Source organism: Bradyrhizobium sp. Rc2d (assembly GCF_900099855.1).
In the GTDB taxonomy this organism is placed as follows: Bacteria; Pseudomonadota; Alphaproteobacteria; order Rhizobiales; family Xanthobacteraceae; genus Bradyrhizobium.
Genome location: NZ_FNCU01000023.1, coordinates 47,051 through 66,867, shown reverse-complemented (window position 1 = coordinate 66,867; position 19,817 = coordinate 47,051). Strand labels below are relative to the sequence as shown.

Below are 19,817 nucleotides of genomic sequence, written 5' to 3'. Positions count from 1 at the left end.
CGGAGCCGTACTCATCTGAGCTTCGGGTTCAGCGCGTCGCGCAGCCAGTCGCCGAGCAGGTTGATCGAGAGGATCAGCGCTGCCAACGCAAGCCCGGGGAAGGCGACGATCCACCATTCGCCGGCGAACAGGTAGTTGTTGCCGATCCGGATCAGCGTCCCCAGCGAGGGCATGGTGTCGGGCAGGCCGACGCCGAGGAAGGACAGCGTCGCCTCGGTGATGATGGCCAGCGCGAGGTTGATGGTGGCGATGACCAGGATCGGGCCCATCGTGTTCGGCAGCACATGCCGCAGCATGATCTTTGGCGCGGGCAGGCCGATCAGCTGCGCGGCGGCGACATAGTCCTTGTTCTTTTCGACCATGACGGAACCGCGCACCGTGCGGGCATAGCCCACCCAGAAGCTCAGGCCGATCGAGATCACCAGCACCACCAACATGCTGTTGGCATCCAGGCGGTTGCCCAGGATCGATTTCGCGATGCCATTGACCAGCAGCGCAATCAGGATGGCGGGAAAGGTGAGCTGCACGTCAGCGATCCGCATGATCACGCCGTCGACCGCGCCGCCGAAATAGCCGGCGATCAGGCCGAGCGCGATGCCGAGCGCGCCGGCGAAGATCACGCCGGCCACGCCGACAGCGAGCGAGATGCGCATCCCGTAGAGAATGGCGGAGAACACGTCGCGACCCTGCTCGTCGGTGCCGAGCAGGAACGGGCTCTGGCCGTCCGCGGTCCACAGCGGTGAAATCCGCGAATTCATCAATTGCAGTTGCGCCGGATCGAACGGGTTCTGCACCGCGAGCCAGGAGGCAAAGATCGCAAGCAGGAAGAACAAGACCGTGATGGCCGCCGCCACCATGGTGAGCTTGGAGCGCCGGAACGAATAAAAGAGGTCGCTGTCGAGCGCGCGACTGAACCAGCTGTGGGCGGCATGCATCGGCTGCGCGCTCGGCTTGTCGGAATTGGAGACGACTGCGTCGGACATGCAGGCTGCCTTATGCGGCGCGACCGACGGTCGAGCGCAAGCGCGGATCGACCACGGTGTAGAGGATGTCGACCACCAAATTGATAGTGACGAAAATCAGCGAGACCATCAGCAGGTAGGCGGCCATGATCGGGATATCGACATTTTGCACGGCCTGCACGAACAGAAGTCCCATGCCCGGCCATTGGAACACGGTTTCGGTGATGATCGAAAAGGCAATAACCGAGCCAAACTGAAGTCCGGCGACCGTGATCACGGGAATCAGCGTGTTCTTCAGCGCGTGGCCGAAATGAATGGCACGGGTGGTCAGCCCCCTCGCGCGGGCGAAGCGGATATAGTCGGTCCGCAGCACTTCCAGCATCTCCGCGCGCACCAGCCGCATGATCAGGGTCATCTGGAACAGGCCGAGCGTGATCGCGGGCATGATCAGCGCCTTCAGGCCCGACAGCGTGAGCAGGCCCGTGGTCCACCAGCCAAGCTTGACCACCTCGCCGCGGCCGAAGGAGGGCAGCCAGCCCAATGTCACCGCGAACAGATAGATCAGAAGAATGCCGATCAGGAAAGTTGGCAGCGAGATGCCGATCAGTGAAACCGCCTGGAATAATTTGGCGAGCACGGTATCCCGCCTGAGCGCCGAATAGACGCCCATCAGGATGCCGAGCACCATGGCAAAGACGGTCGCGCAGATCGCAAGTTCCAGCGTCGCCGGCATGCGCTCCATCAACAGCGTCGAGACCGGCTGGCGGAACTGATAGGAGACGCCGAACTTGAACTGCGCGGCATCGGCGAAGTAGCGCACGAATTGCAACGGCACGGGATCGTCCAGGCCGAGCGACTTGCGCACGACTTCGCGTTCGGCCGCCGACGTGTCGATCGAGACGATCTGGTTGACGGGGTCGCCGGCGAAGCGGAACATCGAGAAGGCGATGATGCCGACGGCGAACATGACGCCGATGGCCTGAACGGCGCGGCGAAGCGTGAAAGCGAGCATGCCTTCCACTTTCCTTGGGTGTGCGTACGGCCGACGTCCTTGTCGGCCGGAAAAGGAAAGGTCCCGGAAGTCTGACGCTGCCGGGACCTCGTGTTCAACTGACGCTATTCCTTCTTGGTTGCCCAGTGGAACATGACGAGATTGTCGGCACGCTGCGGCAGGTTGACCTTTTTCGATACGCCCCAGGCCAGAGCCTGCTGGTGCAGCGGGATGTAGGCCCAGTCCTTGTTGGCGATTTCGTAGGCCTGCTTGATCAACTGGTTGCGCTTGGCAGTGTCGGTTTCGACCAGCACCTTGTCGGTGATGGCGTCGAACTCCTTGTTGCAGTAGCCGCCGAGGTTGGCCTCGCCGCGCGAGGATTTCGCATCGTCGCGGCAACCCATGATGTCATAGAGCACGTTGTGGGAATCCATCGTGCTCGGCGTCCAGCCCAAGAGGTAGAACGAGGTCTGGTAGCCGCCTTGCTTGAGCACCTTGGCGAAGTATTGCGCCTTCGGCTGCGCCAAGAGATTGATCTTGACGCCGATGCGGGCGAGCATGCCGACGACGGCCTGGCAGATCGCGGCGTCGTTGACGTAACGATCGTTCGGGCAATCCATGGTGACCTCGAAGCCGTCAGGGTAACCGGCCGCGGTCAGAAGCTTCTTGGCGCCATCAGGGTCGAATTTCGGCCGCGTGAACTCCTTGGACAGCACAAACAATTCCGGCGCGATCATCAGAGCTGACGGCGTCGACAGTCCACGCATGACGCGCGTCTTGATCAGCTCGATATCAATCGCCTTGTAGAAGGCCTCGCGGACACGGACGTCCTTGAACGGGTTCTTGCCCTTGACGTTGGAGTAGAGCAACTCGTCGCGGGTCTGGTCGAAGCCGATGAAGATGGTGCGTAGCTCCGGCCCTTTCAGCACCTGTGCATTCGGGCTGGAATCGACGCGGGAAATATCCTGGATCGGCACCGGCTCGATGACATCGACTTCGCCCGAGAGCAGCGCGGCGACGCGGGTGGCATCGGAGGCGATCGGGGTGAAGATGATCTCCTTCAGGTTACCTTCCATCTTGCCCCAGTAATTGGGGTTGGCTTTGAACACCGTCTTCACGCCGGGCTGGTGGCTTTCGATGATGAAGGGGCCGGTGCCATTCTCGTGCAGCGAGGCGTAGCTCGGCGTGGTCGCCGCCACCGGCGTCGGATCGACGACATTGTTCTCCTCGGCCCATTTCTTGTCCATGATGTACCAGACATCCCACGACGAATGCAGGATGGGATTGGGCGAGGGCAGGACGAAATCGACGGTGTAGTCGTCGACCTTCACGACCTTGACGTCGGCCGCAAGGCGGGTCTGCATATTGGACCCCTTCTTGCGGACCCGATCGGCGGAGAACAGCACATCGTCGGCGGTGAAGGGATCGCCGTTGTGGAATTTCACGCCCTTGCGCAAATGGAAGCGCCAGCGGGTCGGCTCCGGAGTTTCCCAGCTTTCCGCCAGTGCCGGAATGATCTTGAGGTCCTTGTCCCGCGCAGTCAGGCCTTGATAGACATGACCGAGATGGGCATGGGTGGTGCTCTCGTTGAGGGTATAGGGATCAAGCGACTTCAGGTCGCCCTGGTTGGCATAGCGCAACGTCTGGCTCAACGCCGGCGAGACCGTCAACGCAACCGTACCGGCGAGCGCCGCCGCAAACAGACTTCGACCTACTGACATTCTTGACCCTCTCCACACCGCCGTGCCGGTGATTTTTGATTTGTTCGGCCGGCCGATCAATCCATGTTGCCCAGAGTTCTCGACCCGTGCAAGCGTCATTCCAGCAAGGAACGCGCCAACTTGCACCGCTGTGCAGCAATGCTGACCAGCATTGGTCGGCGGATGGACGCAGGTGCGAGCAATTTGATTGACCATACCCGCCGATGGCGGAAGCCGGCGTCCCGCCGCCGACATCAGGTCGCTTGCGTCGCACCACAACTCGCGGCGATACTACCGGCAGGCCGCTCGAATCTCATCCGGAGGGGATATGAAAGTTAACATCGAAATCGACTGCACCCCCCTCGAGGCCCGCCAGTTCTTTGGATTGCCCGATGTGTCGCCGATGCAGACGGCGGTGATGGACAAGCTACAGCAGCAGGTCTTGAGCAACATCGACAAGGTCTCGCCCGAATCGTTGGTCCAGAGCTGGTTTACGTACGATCCCAAGCTCGCCGAGCGGTTTCAGGATATGTTCGTCGCGATGGCTGGCCTCGGCGGCACGCGCAGTAGCGACAAGAAGAAATAGTGCCGTCAGAGCCGGACGGGACGCTGGATTCAGGCCGGCTTCGTCCGCCGGGTGTCGGACTGCTGCTTGCCGAGGCTCGGGGCCTGTTCGAACTCAATGCGAGCCTGCTGCTGTCACCGCTGCTGATGCGCGCACCAAGGGGCGACGGCCATCCGGTGCTGGCGCTGCCGGGCTTCCTCGCCAGCGATCTCTCGATGGCGCCGATGCGGCGCTATCTCAGCGAGCTCGGTTATGAGGCACATGCCTGGCGGATGGGCCGCAATCTTGGCGGGCTCGGACGGATGCGCGACGCCTTGCGCGTTCGTCTGGGCGAAATCCATGCCGCGTCCGGACGCAAGGTCAGCCTGGTCGGGTGGAGCCTCGGCGGCGTCTATGCCCGTGATCTCGCACTTCAGGCGCCGGAAATGGTCCGCTATGTCGTCACGCTCGGCAGCCCTTTTGCCAACGACGTGCGGGCGACCAACGCCACGCGGCTGTACGAGGCGCTGTCCGGCGAGCGGGTCGAGGATTTTGCCGAACAGCGCGAGGCGATCGCCGGCGATCTGCCGGTGCCCACGAGCTCGATCTATTCGCGCGCCGACGGTGTCGTGAACTGGCGGACCTGTCTGCTGCGTCCTTCCGACCGTGCCGAAAACATCGAGGTGCACCTGGCGAGCCATATCGGGCTCGGGGTCAACCCCGCGGCGCTATGGGCCGTGGCGGACCGCCTGGCGCAACCGGAGGGGGAATTCTGGCCATTTGACCGGGCCGGGCCGTTTGCCATTGCATATGCCCCGCCGGAACAGGCAGTATCGGCCTGACGAGAAGCGCAGACCAAGGCGCCCGTCGAAATCTTGCGGGAGGGAACTATGGCTGACGGTAAGAAGCTGTCGTCGCTGGACGCGTCGTTTCTCTATCTGGAAACGCCGGAAATGCCGATGCATGTCGGCAGCATGGCTATCTTTCGCCTGCCTGACGATTACAAGGGCGACTTCTTCGAAGACTTCAAGGCGATGATCGTCTCGCGCCTGCACATCGCGCCGATCCTGAAGGCGCGGCTGGAGAAGGCGCCGCTCGACATTGATCACCCCTCCTGGGTCGAGGACGACCAGTTCGACATCGACCGCCACATTTTCCGCGCCAGCCTGCCGCAGCCGCGCGACCGCGCCACGCTCGAACGCATCGTCGGCTGGATGCATGCCAAGCTCCTGAACCGGGCCCGTCCGCTCTGGGAGTTCTACGTGTTCGAGGGCATGAAGGACAACGAGGTCGGGCTTTATTCCAAGATGCATCATGCCGCCATCGACGGCGGCGCCGGTGCGGCCCTGACCAACATGATCTACGACATCTCGCCGATCCCGCGGAAGGTCGATCCTCCGACGGCAGGGGCCAAGCCCGGACAGGAGCCGCGCGACATCGCCGCCAACCTGCTCGATTCCTATCAGCAGCTCTTCAGCCAGCCGCTCGATGCATCGGCGGCCGCGAAGAACCTTCAATTGCCGCGCACCGGCAAGAGTGACATCGGTTCGATCCTGTTCGACAATGCGATGTACCAGATCGAGAGTGCGGTACGCTTCGCTGGCAACATCCCGACCGTGCTCAAGAGCGTCTCCGACGTGCTCGGTAAGGTCGCCGATCCGAAGTCGCGCGAGAGCCTCGCCAGCATGGTGTCGCCGCCGACCATGCTCAACAAGACCATCTCGTCGGAGCGCAGCTTCGCCGGCGTGTCGATCTCGCTGTCGCGGGCGAAGGCGCTGGCCAAGCAGGCCGGCGGCAAGCTCAACGACGTGGTGCTGGCGCTCGCCTCAGGCGTGGTCCGCCGCTATCTGCAGCAATATGGCACGCTGCCGGCGAAATCCCTCACCGCCGCCGTGCCGATCTCGCTGCGCGAGGAGGGCAACACCGAGGCCAACAACCAGGTGTTCGGCATGATCTGCTCGATCGCGACCAACATCGCCGATCCAAAGGCGCGGCTCGAAGCGATCATCGCGCAATCGACCAAGTCCAAGGAGATGTCGCATCCGCTGCGGGCACTGATGCCGCAGGTCTCCAATATCTCGATGCTGGGCGCACCGATCATGGTGCAGATCCTGGCGCTGCTCTACAGCCGCTCCAACCTGTCGGACGTGCTGCCGCCGGCCGCCAACATCACGGTGTCCAACGTGCCCGGACCGCGACAGACGCTCTATGCCGCAGGGGCCGAGCTTCTGCACATCTTCCCGGTGTCGATCGCGACGCATGGGCAGGCGCTCAACATCACCGTGCAGAGCTATCGAGACCAGCTCGATTTCGGCTTCATCGTCGGCGCCAACATCATTCCGCATGTGCAAGTGATGTGCGACATGCTGCCGGAAGAGTTCGCGGCACTGGAGGCGGCCTATGCGCCGCCCGTGGCCGACATCAAGGGCGCTGCCGAGTAGGAAGTTCGCCATGATTGAAATGCCACCGCTCAGGTTCGCGACGACGAACGGAATCCGCATGGGCTATTACGAGGCTGGCCCGGCCGATGACAAGCCGCCGGTCGTGCTGTGCCACGGCTGGCCCGAGCTCGCCTTTTCTTGGCGGCACCAGATCAAGGCGTTGAGCGAGGCCGGCATCCGCGTGATCGCGCCCGACCAGCGCGGCTACGGTGCGACCGATCGGCCCGAGCCGGTCGAGGCCTACGACATCGAACACCTCACCGGCGATCTCGTCGGACTGCTCGATCATCTGCAGATCGACAAGGCGATCTTCGTCGGTCACGATTGGGGCGGCTTCGTCGTCTGGCAGATGCCGTTGCGGCACATCGACCGGGTCGCCGGCGTGGTCGGCATCAACACGCCCCACACCAATCGTGCCTGGGCCGATCCGATCGAGCTGTTGCGCGCGCGCTTCGGCGACAAGATGTACATCGTGCAGTTCCAGGATCCGGCGCGCGAGCCGGACAGGATTTTCAGCAGCCGTGTCGAACAGACCTTCGATGCGTTCATGCGTAAGCCGGTGCCGCGCCAGGCCGACGCGCCGCCGGAGGAGGTGGTCGCCGGTGTCGGCGCTTCGCCGCGGCTCAATCTGGCATTTCCGCAGATGATTGCCGCCTATGACGCGAAGCACGATCCGCGTACGCCGATCCTGTCGCCGGAAGAGAAGAAAGTCTTCGTCGATGCCTTCACCAGAACCGGCTTCACCGGCGGCATCAACTGGTACCGCAACATGTCGCGCAACTGGACGCGTGCCGAAGGGCTCGATCATACGGTCCGCGTGCCGTCGCTGATGATCATGGCCGAGAATGACGCGGTGTTGCCGCCATCCTCCGCTGATGGCATGGACAAGCTGATTCCCGATCTCGAGAAGTATCTCGTCAAGGACAGCGGCCATTGGACGCAGCAGGAGAAGCCGGAGGAGGTCAGCGCCAAGCTGATCGAATGGCGTAGAAGGCGGTTTGGATAGGTCGTCATTGCGAGCGAAGCGAAGCAAAGCAATCCAGGAATGTGTCCGCGGAGAGGCTCTGGATTGCGTCGTCGCAAGAGCTCCTCGCAATGACGAGGGTTACTGAGGGGGAAACGCTTTTCATGTCATCCAAGAACCGACTGGACCCGATCCCGCATCCGCCGACCAAGCCGGTGGTCGGCAACATGTTGTCGCTGGACTCGGCCGCCCCCGTGCAGCACCTGACGCGGCTCGCCAAGGAGCTCGGTCCGATCTTCTGGCTCGACATGATGGGCTCGCCGATCGTCGTCGTCTCCGGCCATGATCTCGTCGACGAGCTCTCCAACGAGAAGCGCTTCGACAAGACGGTGCGCGGCGCGCTGCGGCGTGTGCGTGCGGTTGGCGGTGATGGCCTGTTCACGGCCGATACCAAGGAGCCGAACTGGAGCAAGGCGCACAACATCCTGCTCCAGCCGTTCGGCAACCGCGCCATGCAGTCTTATCATCCGAGCATGGTCGATATCGCCGAGCAGCTCGTCCACAAATGGGAGCGGCTCAACGCCGACGACGAGATCGACGTCGTCCACGATATGACCGCATTGACGCTTGATACGATCGGTCTGTGCGGTTTCGATTATCGCTTCAACTCGTTCTACCGGCGCAACTACCACCCCTTCGTCGAGTCGCTGGTGCGCTCGCTCGAAACCATCATGATGACGCGCGGCTTGCCGTTCGAGCAGCTCTGGATGCAGAAGCGGCGCAAGACCTTGGCCGAAGACGTGGCCTTCATGAACAAGATGGTCGACGAGATCATCGCGGAGCGCCGCAAGAGTGCGGATGGGATCGACGACAAGAAAGACATGCTGGCCGCGATGATGACCGGCGTCGACCGCGCGACCGGCGAGCAGCTCGATGACGTCAACATCCGCTACCAGATCAACACCTTCCTGATCGCGGGCCACGAGACCACCAGCGGCCTGTTGTCCTACACGCTCTATGCACTGCTCAAGCATCCGGACATTCTGAAGAAGGCCTATGACGAGGTCGACCGCGTGTTCGGCCCCGACGTCAATGCGAGGCCGACCTATCAGCAGGTGACGCAGCTCACCTACATCACGCAGATCCTGAAGGAGGCACTGCGGCTGTGGCCGCCGGCGCCGGCCTACGGCATCTCGCCGCTCAACGACGAGACCATCGGCGGTGGCAAGTACAAACTCAGGAAGGGCACCTTCACCACCATCCTGGTGACGGCGTTGCATCGCGATCCCAGCGTCTGGGGGCCGAACCCGGATGCGTTCGATCCCGAGAATTTCAGCCGCGAAGCCGAAGCCAAGCGGCCGATCAATGCCTGGAAGCCGTTCGGCAACGGCCAGCGCGCCTGCATCGGCCGCGGCTTTGCCATGCACGAGGCTGCGCTTGCGCTCGGCATGATCCTCCAGCGCTTCAAGCTGATCGATCACCAGCGCTATCAAATGCACCTCAAGGAAACGCTGACGATGAAGCCGGAAGGCTTCAAGATCAAGGTGCGTCCGCGCGCCGACCGCGAGCGCGGTGCCTATGGCGGTCCCATCGCGGCTGTGGCCTCGGCACCGAGGGCGCCACGCCAGCCGACCGCGCGGCCCGGCCACAACACACCGATGCTGGTGCTGTACGGCTCCAATCTCGGCACCGCCGAGGAACTGGCGACGCGCATGGCCGATCTCGCCGAGATCAACGGTTTCGCCGTTCACCTTGGCCCGCTCGACGATTACGTCGGCAAGCTGCCGCAGGAAGGCGGCGTGCTGATCATCTGCGCCTCCTATAACGGGGCGGCGCCTGACAATGCGACGCAGTTCGTCAAATGGCTCGGCGGCGACTTGCCGACAGATGCCTTTGCCAATGTGCGCTACGCCGTGTTCGGCTGCGGCAACAGCGACTGGGCGGCGACCTATCAGTCGGTGCCGCGCTTCATCGACGAGCAATTGTCGGCGCATGGCGGGCGCGCCGTCTTCCCGCGCGGCGAAGGCGATGCGCGCAGCGATCTCGACGGCCAGTTTCAGAAATGGTTCCCGGCGGCTGCCCAGGTCGCGACCAAGGAATTCGGCATCGACTGGAATTTCACCCGCACCGCGGAGGACGATCCGCTTTACGCGATCGAGCCCGTCGCGGTGACCGCCGTCAACACCATCGTGGCCCAAGGCGGCGCGGTGGCGATGAAGGTGCTGGTCAATGATGAGCTTCAGAACAGGAGCGGGGCCAATCCGTCGGAGCGTTCGACGCGCCACATCGAGGTGCAGCTGCCGTCCAACATCAGCTATCGCGTCGGCGATCACTTGAGCGTCGTTCCGCGCAACGACCCGACATTGGTGGATTCGGTCGCCCGCCGCTTCGGCTTCCTGCCGGCCGATCAGATCAGGCTTCAGGTGGCCGAAGGCCGCCGTCCGCAATTGCCGGTCGGCGAGGCCGTGTCGGTCGGCCGTCTGCTCAGCGAATTCGTCGAGCTGCAGCAGATCGCGACACGCAAGCAGATCCAGATCATGGCCGAGCACACCCGCTGCCCGGTCACCAAGCCGAAATTGCTGGGGTTCGTTGGCGAGGAGCCTGAGCCGCTCGAGCGCTACCGCACCGAGATCTTGGCCAGGCGCAAATCGGTGTTCGACCTGCTGCTCGAATATCCGGCCTGCGAACTGCCCTTCCACGTCTATCTGGAAATGCTCTCGCTGCTGGCGCCGCGCTACTACTCGATCTCGTCCTCGCCGTCGGTCGACTCGGCGCGATGCAGCGTCACCGTCGGTGTGGTCGAAGGTCCGGCAGCCTCCGGTAGCGGCACCTATAAAGGCATCTGCTCGAATTATCTCGCCAACCGTCGCGCGGGCGATGCGATCTACGCGACGGTGCGCGAGACCAAGGCCGGTTTCCGGCTTCCCGATGATTCATCGGTGCCGATCATCATGATCGGGCCGGGCACGGGACTTGCGCCGTTCCGCGGCTTCCTTCAGGAGCGCGCCGCGCGCAAGGCGAAGGGGGCCGCCCTCGGTCCGGCCATGCTGTTCTTCGGCTGTCGCCATCCCGACCAGGACTTTCTTTATGCGGACGAGCTGAAGGCGCTGGCGGCAAGCGGCATCGCCGAGCTCTTCACGGCGTTCTCGCGCGCGGATGGACCCAAGACCTATGTGCAGCATGTGCTTGCCGCGCAGAAGGACAAGGTCTGGCCGCTGATCGAGCAAGGCGCCATCATCTATGTCTGCGGCGACGGCGGCAGGATGGAGCCGGACGTGAAGGCCGCGCTCGTCGCGATCCACCGCGAGAAGAGCGGCAGCGATGCCGCGGCCAGCGCACGCTGGATCGAGGAGATGGGCGCGAAGAACCGCTATGTGTTGGACGTCTGGGCGGGCGGATAGGGCGAGATTGTAGGGTGGGTTAGCCTTGCGAACGCGCGAAGCGCAGTTCGCTGGGTGTAACCCACCAAGGTCTCTTACCGCGGATACAGAAGTGGTGGGTTACGCCTTCGGCTAACCCACCCTATACGATTTCCGATCGTGCTAAAGCTCTCCCATGATTCCCTGGGAAAAGATCGACACCGCGCAAATCCCCGGTTCCGACGGTGAGCTGCGCCTGATGCGGCGCGGCAAGGAGTTCTCCATCAAGCTCGGCAGCAACGAGCTGATGAACAGCCGCTTGTCGGGCTCGGAGGCGGCGCTCGCCACGCTGGCGGCAAAGCAGATCGAGAATGTCGTAAAGCCCGTCGTCCTCATCGGCGGCCTCGGCATGGGCTTTACGCTGCGTGCGGCGCTTGCCGTGCTCGGAAGCAACGCGAGGATCGTGGTGTCCGAACTCGTGCCTGCGGTGGTAGCCTGGGCGCGCGGCCCGATGGCGCAGGTCTTCGGCGACAGCCTCGATGATCCCAAGGTGAGCATCCGGCAGACCGACGTTGGCGAGATCATCCGGGCGCAGCGGTCCGCCTTCGACGCCATTCTCCTCGACGTCGACAACGGGCCGGAAGGGCTGACCCGGAAGGGCAATGATGCGCTCTACGACGCGAGCGGGCTCACGGCGGCGAAGACGGCGCTGCGGCCGGGCGGCGTGCTCGCTGTCTGGTCTTCAGGACCCAACCCCGCCTTCACCAAGCGCCTCGGCCGTGCCGGCTTCGACGTCAACGAAGTCAATGTCCGTGCCACCGGCAGGGGCGGCGGTGCGCGCCACGTGATCTGGATCGCGCGGAAAAGCTAGGCCGTTCCTCAGCCGCTGTTCTATCCGTCAGAACATCGTGTTGCCGTTTGCGGGATTTTCAGGAATGTCCTGAACGACGTCCCAGTGTTCGACGATCTTGCCGTTTTCCAGCTTGAAGATATCCACGATTGCGCGCCCCTTGCTGCCGGGCTCGCGAACGGAGTGAACGTGTAGGATCACAAAGTCGCCATCCACGAAGCTGCGCTTGATCTCGCTATGCGAGTTCGGAAACTTTTCGCGCAGGAAGCCGATGAATTTTCGGAAGCCATCCGGTCCATCGGCCGCGTTTGGATTGTGCTGGACGTAGCGGTCGCCGACATGGGTGAGGGCCGCATCAGCGTCCTTCTGATTGAGACCCTTCTCGTAGAAGGCCAGCACGGTTTTGCGATTGGCTTCTTCTTGCGCGCTACCGGCCATCGCAGCGCTACTGGCGAGCGAGAGCATGAGAATTGCAGCAGTGATCATTGCGCCGGGTCGGACGATCGAATGCATGTGAGCTCCGAGAGGCCGCAGCCTCTTTGCGATTGAGGAAGGCCTGTATAGCTTCCGTGCCGGCTGACGTTAAGAGAGTAACCGGGAGCTCACATGGTCACCGTAAGGAGACCTGCAGTCCTGAGCCGCCGCCCCGTGCGCGTGCTTGTCGATCGCGCCGATGATCTCCGGCCAGAACCGCATCGGCAACGCGTGGCCCATGCCGTCGATCATCAGGAGCTTGGCGCCCGGAATTGACTCTGCCGTGTCCTTGCCACCCTCGGGACGGACCAGAGGATCGACGGTGCCGTGAATGACCAGCGTCGGCGTCTTCACGCCATGCAGCCGTTCCTTGCGGCTGCCCGATGCTAGTACGGCGCGGAGCTGCCGGCCGACGCCGGCGGGATTAAGTCCGCGCGCGAACACCCGCTCGGCACGACCAGGGTCGAGCGCTTCCTCTTCCGGAAAGGAGCCGACGCGCAGCACCTTCCAGGTCTGGCCGAAGCGGACCATGAATTCCTCCTTGCTGCGCGGCGGCGGCGCCATCAGCATGGCGGCCGCCTCGCGTGTCGGCGGCGGCACGCGCGGATTGCCTGTCGTCGACATGATCGAGGTCAGCGAACGCACGCGCTCGGGGAACGACAGCGTCACTTCCTGCGCGATCATGCCGCCCATCGAGGCGCCGACCAGATGCGCCGACTTGATGCCGAGCGCGTCCATCAGCCCGACCGTGTCCCTCGCCATGTCGATCAGCTTGTAGGTCGCTGCCACGGGAATCCTGAGGAAGCGCAGCTTCAACAGCTCGAGCGGCGTTAGCCGCTTGCCGCCCGTCAGATGGCTCGACTTGCCGATATCGCGATTGTCGAAGCGGATCACGCGAAAGCCGCGCGCGGCGAGCTGCTCGCAGAACGCATCGTCCCAATGGATCATCTGCGCCCCGAGCCCCATGATCAGCAGCAGCGGCTCGGTGTTGCCGTTGCCGAAAATCTCGTAACAGATGTCGATGCCATTGGCGCGGACGGTCTGGGGCGGCTGATGGACGGTCACGGTTGCGATCCCTTGCTGCTGACCAATGCTGTATTGCACGGTTTCCCGCGGCAAAGAAGCCGCGTGTGCGGCACCGGGCCGCTTGCCGGTTGACCGGCCCTTCGCAACGGTGTGGTATGGCCAAAAAGAAGGGCGTCGAAGCTCTCGATACCAGGAGGACGCCGATGACCGACAAGACCAACGACCCCGTCGCCGTGTGGCAGAAGATGGTGGGCGAGATGGAGAAGGGGTTCAACTCCTTCGCCAACCAGGCCATGTCATCGCCCGAGTTTTCACAGGCGATGAACCGTGCGGGAGGAGTTGCTGCAGGTGCTCAGAAGCAGCTCGGCGAGCTCGTGGAGAAATACCTCGTCGCAATGAACCTGCCGAGCCGGGAGCAGGTCACGGGTCTTGCGGAGCGGCTCCAGTCCATTGAAGCCCAGCTCGGCGAGATGAAGTCGATGCTGAGCCAGATGGCGGCAAGTTCGGGCATCTCGCAAGGCTCCGATGGGACGCCACGGCCGCCGCGGACGAAGCGTCCGCCCTCCGAAAACGGAGAGCAGAAATGAATGCGCCGACGGGACTTGATTTCGCATCTATCCCGGAGCGCATCCAGACCGAGGTGCAGCGCGCGATCCAGCGCAGCATCAAGGGTGTCGAATATTTCTCGACCTCCGGCCCCACGCTCGGCTCGACACCGAAGGATGTGCTGCATTCGCGCGGCACGATGAGCCTCTACCACTACCGGCCGATGTCGGACGAGATCTACCGCATCCCGGTGCTGATCGTGATGGCGACGACCAATCGCGGCTACATTCTCGACCTCGTCCCCGGCCAGAGCTTCATCGAGTTCCTGCTGAAACGCGGTTACGACGTTTACATGCTGGACTGGACCGCACCGCGGCCGGAGGAGAAGAGCCTGCGGATGGAGGACTACGTCCTCGACTTCATTCCGGACTGCGTCCGCCGCGTGCAAGCCGATTCCGGCGAGCAGGACGTTTCCGTCATCGGCTATTGCTTCGGCGGCGTGCTGTCGCTGCTCTACGGCTCGATCCACAAGGACGGGCCGATGAAGAACCTGATCTGCTTCACCACGCCGATCGACTTCCGCGAGATGAAGCTGTTTTCGAACTTCTCCGATCGCCGCTATTTCGACGTCGATCATCTCGTCGACAGCGTCGGCAATGTGCCGCCGGAGATGATCCTGTCCTCGTTCGAGATGCTGCGCCCGGCCTCGCGCACCGTCAGCCAGATCCAGCTTTGGGAAAACATCTGGAACGACGAGTTCGTCAAGTCTTACCGCATGTTCGACCGTTGGGCGACCGACACGCTGCCGCTGGCGGGCGAGTATTTCCGCGCCATCACCAAGGACCTGATGTGGGACAACAAACTGTTCAACGACACCATGTCGGTTGGCGGCCGCGCGGCGAAGCTCGAAAACATCAAGGTGCCGATCCTGCACGCTGTCGCCGAGCACGATCACATCGTGCCTTATGACGCCGCAAAGCACCTGATCGCGAAGATCGGCTCCGAGGACAAGGAAGAGGTGATGTTGAAGGGCGGCCACGTCTCCCTCGTCGCCGGTGCCAACGCGGTGAAGCGGCTGTGGCCAAAATTGGATTCCTGGCTGGGAAAGAGATCGACATGAGTGAGCAGCGTTCCTATCCGCGTCACATCAAGACCGATGCTGGTGATATCGAGATCCGCCTGATGTCGCCCGGAGACGAAGCCGCGGTGCTCGCCTTCGGCCAAGGTCTTCCGTCCCACGATCTGTTGTTCCTGCCACGCAATATCAGCGAGCCGAAGGTGCTCTCCGCCTGGGTCAAGGAGATCGAGCGCGGCGCAATCACGAGCCTGCTCGCGGTGAGGGACGGCAAGGTCGTCGGCTGCGGCACGCTGGTGCGCGATCCGCATTCCTGGTCGCCTCATGTCGGCGAGATCCGCATGGTGGTCTCGTCCGACGTGCGCGGGCAGGGTGTGGGGAAGGCGCTCTCACAGGAGACCTTTGCACTTGCGCTCGGGGCTGGCCTGGAAAAGCTCTCGGTGCAGATGACGGTCGACCAGCAGGCGGCGATCGCGCTGTTCGAAGGCCTCGGGTTCAAGGCCGAGGCGCTGCTGCGCGACCACGTGCGGGATATCGATGGCAAGACCCATGACATTGTCGTGCTGGGGCACAACATCGCGCAAGTTCAGGCGCAGATGGAGGCCTATGGATTGCCAGGCGCCGTCCAGCATTAAGCCGAAGATCGGGCCGGTACGGACTTAATTCGTCCGAGACGGCCTCCAACTAGGGCAGTGTGGCGCCTTTTGCTAAGGCTCTTCACGATTTCGTGATATCGCAGCGCAATATGAATATTGCATCGCACAATTAACGATGCCATATAAGCCGTGCCCCGGGCCGATGCGGACGGGGTGAGCCCATAGCTCAGACCAATGAGGATGGAGAGAACCCCATGACCACTGAAACCAACACCGCTTTCGAGGGCTTCAAGGACGCTTTCAAGAACATCCAGAATCTGGAAGTTCCCGAGGCCGCCCGCGAGTTCGTCAAGAAGACCGCCAACACCGCCAAGGACCGTGCCGCCGAAGCTTTCGCCGGCTCCGAGCGGGTGACCGCCGCCGTCGAGAACGCGGTGACCGAATCCGTTGCCGAGGCCGGCAAGATCAGCCGCAATATCCAGCAGGCGATCTATGAGGACGCCGAGGCGTTCTTCTCGGGCATCGACGAGCTCGCGTCCGCCAAGTCGATCAGCGAGGCCGTCGAGATCCAGTCGAGCCTGCTCCGCGCCCGCGGTGAAGTGTTCGTCTCGCGTGCCAAGGCGACCGCCGACTATCTCGGCAAGCTCGCCGCCAACGGCGCGAAGTCCGCTCAGGACAACTTTGCCAAGGTCTACAACAAGACCGCCTGATTTGGCGCCTGAGTAGCAACTGAATTTGAGGCCCGCTTCGGCGGGCCTTTTGTTTTGCGCTGCCGCAGTCGTCGTTGCGAGGAGCCCTTGCGACGAAGCAATCCAGAGTCTCTCTGCGGAAAGATTCTGGATTGCTTCGCTTCGCTCGCAATGACGGGTAGGGTGATGCAGTCATGGGTTCATCAGGCACCTATCTCTTCGACACCCCCGGTGACGCCGAACGCGCGGCGGAGCTGCGGCGCGTGAAAGCGCTGGCGACGCTGGTGTTGGCCTCGACGCTGGCTCTGTTCACTGTCGCAAAACTCCTGCTGAACGTGCATCCCGTGTTCGGCTTCATCGCGGCCTTCGCGGAAGCCGCGACCATCGGCGGGCTCGCCGACTGGTATGCCGTGGTCGCGCTCTTCAAACGGCCGCTCGGCCTGCCGATCCCGCATACCGCGATCATCCAGAGCAACCAGGCCCGCATCGCCGACAAGCTCGGCGAGTTCATCCAGGTGCATTTCCTCGAGACCGGTCCCGTCGAGGCCAAGCTGAAGGAAATCGATTTCGGCTCCTTCGTTGCCGACTGGCTGCGGGATCGCAAGCGCAGCGACGATCTCGCGCGCTTTGCGCTCCGCCTGCTGCCGGAGGCGTTCTCAGCGACGGAAAGCTCGGGCCTGATGACCTTCATCATCCGCCGCATGTCTTCCCAGCTCCAGGCGATCGACCTTGCGCCGCTCGCCGCGGGCACGCTGCGCGGCTTCGTCGCGGAAGGACGGCACCAGATTCTGTTCGACGATCTCCTGCGCGTGATGCACGACACGCTGAATCAGAAGGAGACGATGGCGATGATCCGCGAGAAGGTGCGCGCGGAATTGCCGACGTTGCTGCGGCTCTATCGCGCCGACAAGTTTCTGGTGAACAAGATCGTGGCGTCCGCCACCGCTTTCTTCAATGAAGTGCGCAGCGACCCCAAACATCCGTTTCGCGGCGAGTTCGATCGCATGGTGTTGAACTTCGTCGACCAGCTCGGCACCGATCGGGCCTATATCGACCGCATCGACGGCCTGAAGCGCGATCTGCTGGCGCGGCCCGAGCTTGCCGATCTCGCCCGTACCGTCTGGGCCAACACGCGCTCCTTCATCGAGCGCAGCGCAAGCGGCGAGACGCAAGTGCTCCAGCATCATCTCGCCGGCATGTTCGTCGCCGCGGGCGAAGCGCTCGCCGGCGATGCCGAACTGCGCGGGGAGATCAACAAGGGCTTGGTGACCGTGCTGCGCAGCGTCGTCGCCGATCAGAAGGGCGGTGTCTCGACTTTCATCTCCGACCAGGTCAAGGCGTGGAATATGACGCAGTTGATTTCGCTGATCGAAATCAACATCGGACGCGACCTGCAATACATCCGCTTCAACGGTTCGCTGATCGGCGGCCTCGCGGGACTTGCGCTCTACTCCGTAGAATTCCTGCTCCGATTGCTGTGACTTTTGCGTCACGGCCGTTAGCATTAACGCGTGGGCCTATTGTCGCCTTGCGTCTCTCCCGCTTGAATGTCGGGAACCGGCCGATTAGCTGATTCATGTTGCACTGCGGAACGATCAAGAAGCCGGTGTATTGGAATTCACGCGCGTTTGCCGGCATCGCAGCCGGCGGCCTTTCCAGGAATTCGTCCCAGGGGAAACATTGATGACCGCAACTGCCCAGACGCTGCGTCCGCCGTCCCGCACCCTGATGTTTCTGGAGGGGCGCGCGATCCACGAGTTCGGCGCATTCCTCGGCGCGCTGCCGCTGCTGAGCCTCGCGCCCCGCGGCGATGGGCATCCGGTGCTGGTGTTGCCGGGCCTCGTGGCCTCCGATACGTCCACGCGCGCGCTGCGCGCGTTTCTGACCAGCAAGGGCTATGCGGTGAGCGGCTGGCGCCAGGGTCGCAACTACGGCCTGCGCACCGGCGTCCAGCATGCGATGGTCGATCTGGTGCAGGAGCTCAGCGACACGCATGGCCGCAAGATCAGCCTGGTCGGCTGGAGCCTCGGTGGCCTCTATGCGCGCCAGCTCGCCAAGATGATGCCGGACCGCGTACGCCAGGTGATCACGCTCGGCAGTCCCTTTGCCGGCAATCCGCGCTCGACCAATGCCTGGCGCGTCTATGAATGGGCGAGCGGGCGCAAGGCCGACGAGGTCGATCCGCATTTCGGCGGCGAGCTCGCCGTCCCGCCGCCGGTGCCGACCACCGCCATCTTCAGCCGCACCGACGGCGTCTGCGCCTGGCAGGGCTGCATGGAGAAATCGGGAGCGCAGACCGAGAGCATCGAGGTCGAAAGCAGCCATTGCGGCATGGGCCATCATCCCGCCGTGGTCTATGCCGTGGCCGACCGCCTCGCGCAGAAAGAAGGCCAGTGGCGGCCGTTCGATCGCAGCGGCTGGCGCAGCCTGGCCTATCCCGATCCGCACAGGTAGCTCGCTTCCTTCGCCTCTCCCCGCTTGCGGGGAGAGGCCGACACGCGAAGCGTGGCGGGTGAGGGGAATCTCCGCGAGTCCGTCTGCTACTGAGTTTGCTGATACAGCCCCTCACCCCAACCCTCTCCCCGTAAGAACGGGGAGAGGGAGAAGAGGACGCGCCATCTCGAAGGATCGAGCCTGGCTCTCGCCTCGTCGCTCCCGTCCATTGTCGCGCCCGCACCAAACGCGCTATGCCTCGCGCATGGCGCATCCGTTGTCCCGCATCATCGACCAGCTCAAGCGCGAGCCATCGCGTACCGGCTCCATCGTCATCACCGTGTTCGGCGACGCCATCGTGCCGCGCGGCGGTGTGGTGTGGCTCGGCACGCTGTTGGAATTCTTCGAAAGCCTCGACATCGACAGCGGCGTGGTGCGCACCGCGATGTCGCGCCTTGCGGCCGATGGCTGGCTGACCCGCGAAAAGGTCGGCCGCAACAGCTTCTATCGGCTGGCCGAAAAGGGACGCCAGACCTTCGAGGCCGCGACGCGCCACATCTACGATCCGCCGCCGTCCGACTGGACCGGGCGCTTCGAGCTGCTCCTGATCGGCAACGGCGAGGACCGCGACGCCTCGCGCGAGGCGCTCCGCAATGCCGGCTTCGGCAGTCCGCTGCCCGGCGTTTGGGTCGCGCCGTCGGGCGTACCGGTGCCCGACGAGGCCGTGGGCGCGATCCGTCTCGAAGTCTCGGCGGAGGATGACAGCGGCCGCCGCCTGCTCAGCGCGAGCTGGCCGCTGGACCGCACTGCGGATGCGTATCTGAAATTCATGAAGACGTTCGAGCCGCTCCGTGCCGCGATCGCGCGCGGCACGGATTTATCCGAGGCTGACGCCTTCACCGCGCGCATCCTCCTGATCCACTATTACCGCCGCGTGGTGCTGCGCGATCCGCTGTTGCCCGAAAGCCTGCTGCCGTCGGATTGGCCGGGCAGGGCAGCGCGTGCGCTTTGCGGCGAGATTTATCGCGCACTGCTGGCTCCGTCGGAACAATGGCTCGACAGCCATGGAACCAACGAGAGGGGACCCTTGCCCGCGGCGCGGAAGCTTCTGGAACAGAGGTTCGGCGCTTGATCTATATGTTACAGAAATATCTTGCATGAACTAAA

The 19,817-nt window shown here is 63.3% G+C and carries 18 protein-coding genes; 13 read left to right on the top strand and 5 right to left on the bottom strand.

All coding sequences use genetic code 11. The annotated features are described in order from the left end of the window. Positions 1-11: 11 nt before the first annotated feature. The 3 genes from BLV07_RS26135 to BLV07_RS26125 form a co-directional block, all read right to left on the bottom strand. On the bottom strand, positions 12-983 hold the full coding sequence (locus BLV07_RS26135) for an ABC transporter permease (RefSeq protein WP_091891557.1): 972 nt from the start codon (positions 981-983) through the stop codon (positions 12-14). A gap of 10 nt (positions 984-993) precedes the next feature. Continuing rightward, positions 994-1,974, bottom strand: a complete 981-nt coding sequence (locus BLV07_RS26130) for an ABC transporter permease (RefSeq protein WP_091891554.1) — start codon at positions 1,972-1,974, stop codon at positions 994-996. 104 nt (positions 1,975-2,078) lie between these two features. Beyond that, a complete protein-coding gene (locus tag BLV07_RS26125) occupies positions 2,079-3,674 on the bottom strand; it encodes an ABC transporter substrate-binding protein (protein WP_091891551.1) in 1,596 nt (531 codons plus the stop codon). A gap of 307 nt (positions 3,675-3,981) precedes the next feature. Here BLV07_RS26125 and BLV07_RS26120 point away from each other — a divergent pair, with 307 nt between their 5' ends. From BLV07_RS26120 to BLV07_RS26095, 6 genes are all read left to right on the top strand, one after another. After that, a complete protein-coding gene (locus tag BLV07_RS26120) occupies positions 3,982-4,239 on the top strand; it encodes a DUF6489 family protein (RefSeq protein ID WP_091891548.1) in 258 nt (85 codons plus the stop codon). Then, positions 4,239-5,039, top strand: coding sequence for an alpha/beta fold hydrolase (locus tag BLV07_RS26115; protein ID WP_091891545.1), 801 nt, complete (start codon positions 4,239-4,241; stop codon positions 5,037-5,039). The genes BLV07_RS26120 and BLV07_RS26115 overlap by 1 nt, the downstream gene beginning before the upstream one ends. Positions 5,040-5,087: 48 nt before the next feature. After that, positions 5,088-6,638: a WS/DGAT/MGAT family O-acyltransferase gene (locus tag BLV07_RS26110; RefSeq protein WP_091891542.1), complete on the top strand. Its 1,551-nt coding sequence runs from the start codon at positions 5,088-5,090 to the stop codon at positions 6,636-6,638. Between the two features lie 10 nt (positions 6,639-6,648). Further along, positions 6,649-7,644, top strand: a complete 996-nt coding sequence (locus BLV07_RS26105; RefSeq protein WP_176945756.1) for an alpha/beta fold hydrolase — start codon at positions 6,649-6,651, stop codon at positions 7,642-7,644. Positions 7,645-7,766: 122 nt separating this feature from the next. Next, the gene (locus tag BLV07_RS26100) at positions 7,767-11,003 is read left to right on the top strand and encodes a bifunctional cytochrome P450/NADPH--P450 reductase (protein ID WP_091891536.1); all 3,237 of its coding nucleotides are present in this window, start codon (positions 7,767-7,769) and stop codon (positions 11,001-11,003) included. A 154-nt stretch (positions 11,004-11,157) separates the two neighbouring features. After that, complete coding sequence (locus BLV07_RS26095) at positions 11,158-11,832, top strand: spermidine synthase (protein WP_091891533.1); 675 nt, start codon at positions 11,158-11,160, stop codon at positions 11,830-11,832. A 27-nt stretch (positions 11,833-11,859) separates the two neighbouring features. Here BLV07_RS26095 and BLV07_RS26090 read toward each other — a convergent pair whose 3' ends face one another. Further along, positions 11,860-12,324: a nuclear transport factor 2 family protein gene (locus tag BLV07_RS26090; RefSeq protein ID WP_091891528.1), complete on the bottom strand. Its 465-nt coding sequence runs from the start codon at positions 12,322-12,324 to the stop codon at positions 11,860-11,862. 69 nt (positions 12,325-12,393) lie between these two features. Next, positions 12,394-13,350, bottom strand: a complete 957-nt coding sequence (locus tag BLV07_RS26085) for an alpha/beta fold hydrolase (protein ID WP_091891721.1) — start codon at positions 13,348-13,350, stop codon at positions 12,394-12,396. A 164-nt stretch (positions 13,351-13,514) separates the two neighbouring features. Between BLV07_RS26085 and BLV07_RS26080 the strand changes: the two genes are divergently transcribed. From BLV07_RS26080 to paaX, 7 genes are all read left to right on the top strand, one after another. Further along, complete coding sequence (locus BLV07_RS26080) at positions 13,515-13,898, top strand: hypothetical protein (RefSeq protein WP_091891717.1); 384 nt, start codon at positions 13,515-13,517, stop codon at positions 13,896-13,898. After that, positions 13,895-14,977 (top strand): PHA/PHB synthase family protein, encoded by a 1,083-nt coding sequence (locus BLV07_RS26075; protein WP_091891525.1) that lies wholly within the window; start codon positions 13,895-13,897, stop codon positions 14,975-14,977. Before BLV07_RS26080 ends, BLV07_RS26075 begins: the two co-directional genes overlap by 4 nt. Then, positions 14,974-15,567, top strand: a complete 594-nt coding sequence (locus BLV07_RS26070; RefSeq protein WP_176945755.1) for a GNAT family N-acetyltransferase — start codon at positions 14,974-14,976, stop codon at positions 15,565-15,567. Before BLV07_RS26075 ends, BLV07_RS26070 begins: the two co-directional genes overlap by 4 nt. A 215-nt stretch (positions 15,568-15,782) precedes the next feature. Then, positions 15,783-16,238: a phasin gene (locus BLV07_RS26065; RefSeq protein WP_091891519.1), complete on the top strand. Its 456-nt coding sequence runs from the start codon at positions 15,783-15,785 to the stop codon at positions 16,236-16,238. Positions 16,239-16,411: 173 nt separating this feature from the next. Next, positions 16,412-17,698, top strand: a complete 1,287-nt coding sequence (locus BLV07_RS26055; RefSeq protein WP_091891513.1) for a DUF445 domain-containing protein — start codon at positions 16,412-16,414, stop codon at positions 17,696-17,698. A gap of 202 nt (positions 17,699-17,900) precedes the next feature. Further along, positions 17,901-18,671, top strand: coding sequence for a lipase family alpha/beta hydrolase (locus BLV07_RS26050; RefSeq protein ID WP_091891510.1), 771 nt, complete (start codon positions 17,901-17,903; stop codon positions 18,669-18,671). 244 nt (positions 18,672-18,915) lie between these two features. Next, positions 18,916-19,782, top strand: coding sequence for a phenylacetic acid degradation operon negative regulatory protein PaaX (gene paaX, locus BLV07_RS26045; RefSeq protein ID WP_091891714.1), 867 nt, complete (start codon positions 18,916-18,918; stop codon positions 19,780-19,782). The last annotated feature ends 35 nt before the right edge of the window (positions 19,783-19,817 follow it).

Excerpts from the sequence above, each read along its gene's own strand:
- BLV07_RS26135 (WP_091891557.1), bottom strand. The coding sequence starts at position 983 with ATGTCCGACGCAGTCGTCTCCAATTCCGACAAGCCGAGCGCGCAGCCG.
- BLV07_RS26130 (WP_091891554.1), bottom strand. The coding sequence starts at position 1,974 with ATGCTCGCTTTCACGCTTCGCCGCGCCGTTCAGGCCATCGGCGTCATG.
- BLV07_RS26125 (WP_091891551.1), bottom strand. The coding sequence starts at position 3,674 with ATGTCAGTAGGTCGAAGTCTGTTTGCGGCGGCGCTCGCCGGTACGGTT.
- BLV07_RS26120 (WP_091891548.1), top strand. The coding sequence starts at position 3,982 with ATGAAAGTTAACATCGAAATCGACTGCACCCCCCTCGAGGCCCGCCAG.
- BLV07_RS26110 (WP_091891542.1), top strand. The coding sequence starts at position 5,088 with ATGGCTGACGGTAAGAAGCTGTCGTCGCTGGACGCGTCGTTTCTCTAT.
- BLV07_RS26105 (WP_176945756.1), top strand. The coding sequence starts at position 6,649 with ATGATTGAAATGCCACCGCTCAGGTTCGCGACGACGAACGGAATCCGC.
- BLV07_RS26100 (WP_091891536.1), top strand. The coding sequence starts at position 7,767 with ATGTCATCCAAGAACCGACTGGACCCGATCCCGCATCCGCCGACCAAG.
- BLV07_RS26095 (WP_091891533.1), top strand. The coding sequence starts at position 11,158 with ATGATTCCCTGGGAAAAGATCGACACCGCGCAAATCCCCGGTTCCGAC.
- BLV07_RS26090 (WP_091891528.1), bottom strand. The coding sequence starts at position 12,324 with ATGCATTCGATCGTCCGACCCGGCGCAATGATCACTGCTGCAATTCTC.
- BLV07_RS26080 (WP_091891717.1), top strand. The coding sequence starts at position 13,515 with ATGACCGACAAGACCAACGACCCCGTCGCCGTGTGGCAGAAGATGGTG.
- BLV07_RS26075 (WP_091891525.1), top strand. The coding sequence starts at position 13,895 with ATGAATGCGCCGACGGGACTTGATTTCGCATCTATCCCGGAGCGCATC.
- BLV07_RS26070 (WP_176945755.1), top strand. The coding sequence starts at position 14,974 with ATGAGTGAGCAGCGTTCCTATCCGCGTCACATCAAGACCGATGCTGGT.
- BLV07_RS26065 (WP_091891519.1), top strand. The coding sequence starts at position 15,783 with ATGACCACTGAAACCAACACCGCTTTCGAGGGCTTCAAGGACGCTTTC.
- BLV07_RS26055 (WP_091891513.1), top strand. The coding sequence starts at position 16,412 with ATGGGTTCATCAGGCACCTATCTCTTCGACACCCCCGGTGACGCCGAA.
- BLV07_RS26050 (WP_091891510.1), top strand. The coding sequence starts at position 17,901 with ATGACCGCAACTGCCCAGACGCTGCGTCCGCCGTCCCGCACCCTGATG.
- paaX (WP_091891714.1), top strand. The coding sequence starts at position 18,916 with ATGGCGCATCCGTTGTCCCGCATCATCGACCAGCTCAAGCGCGAGCCA.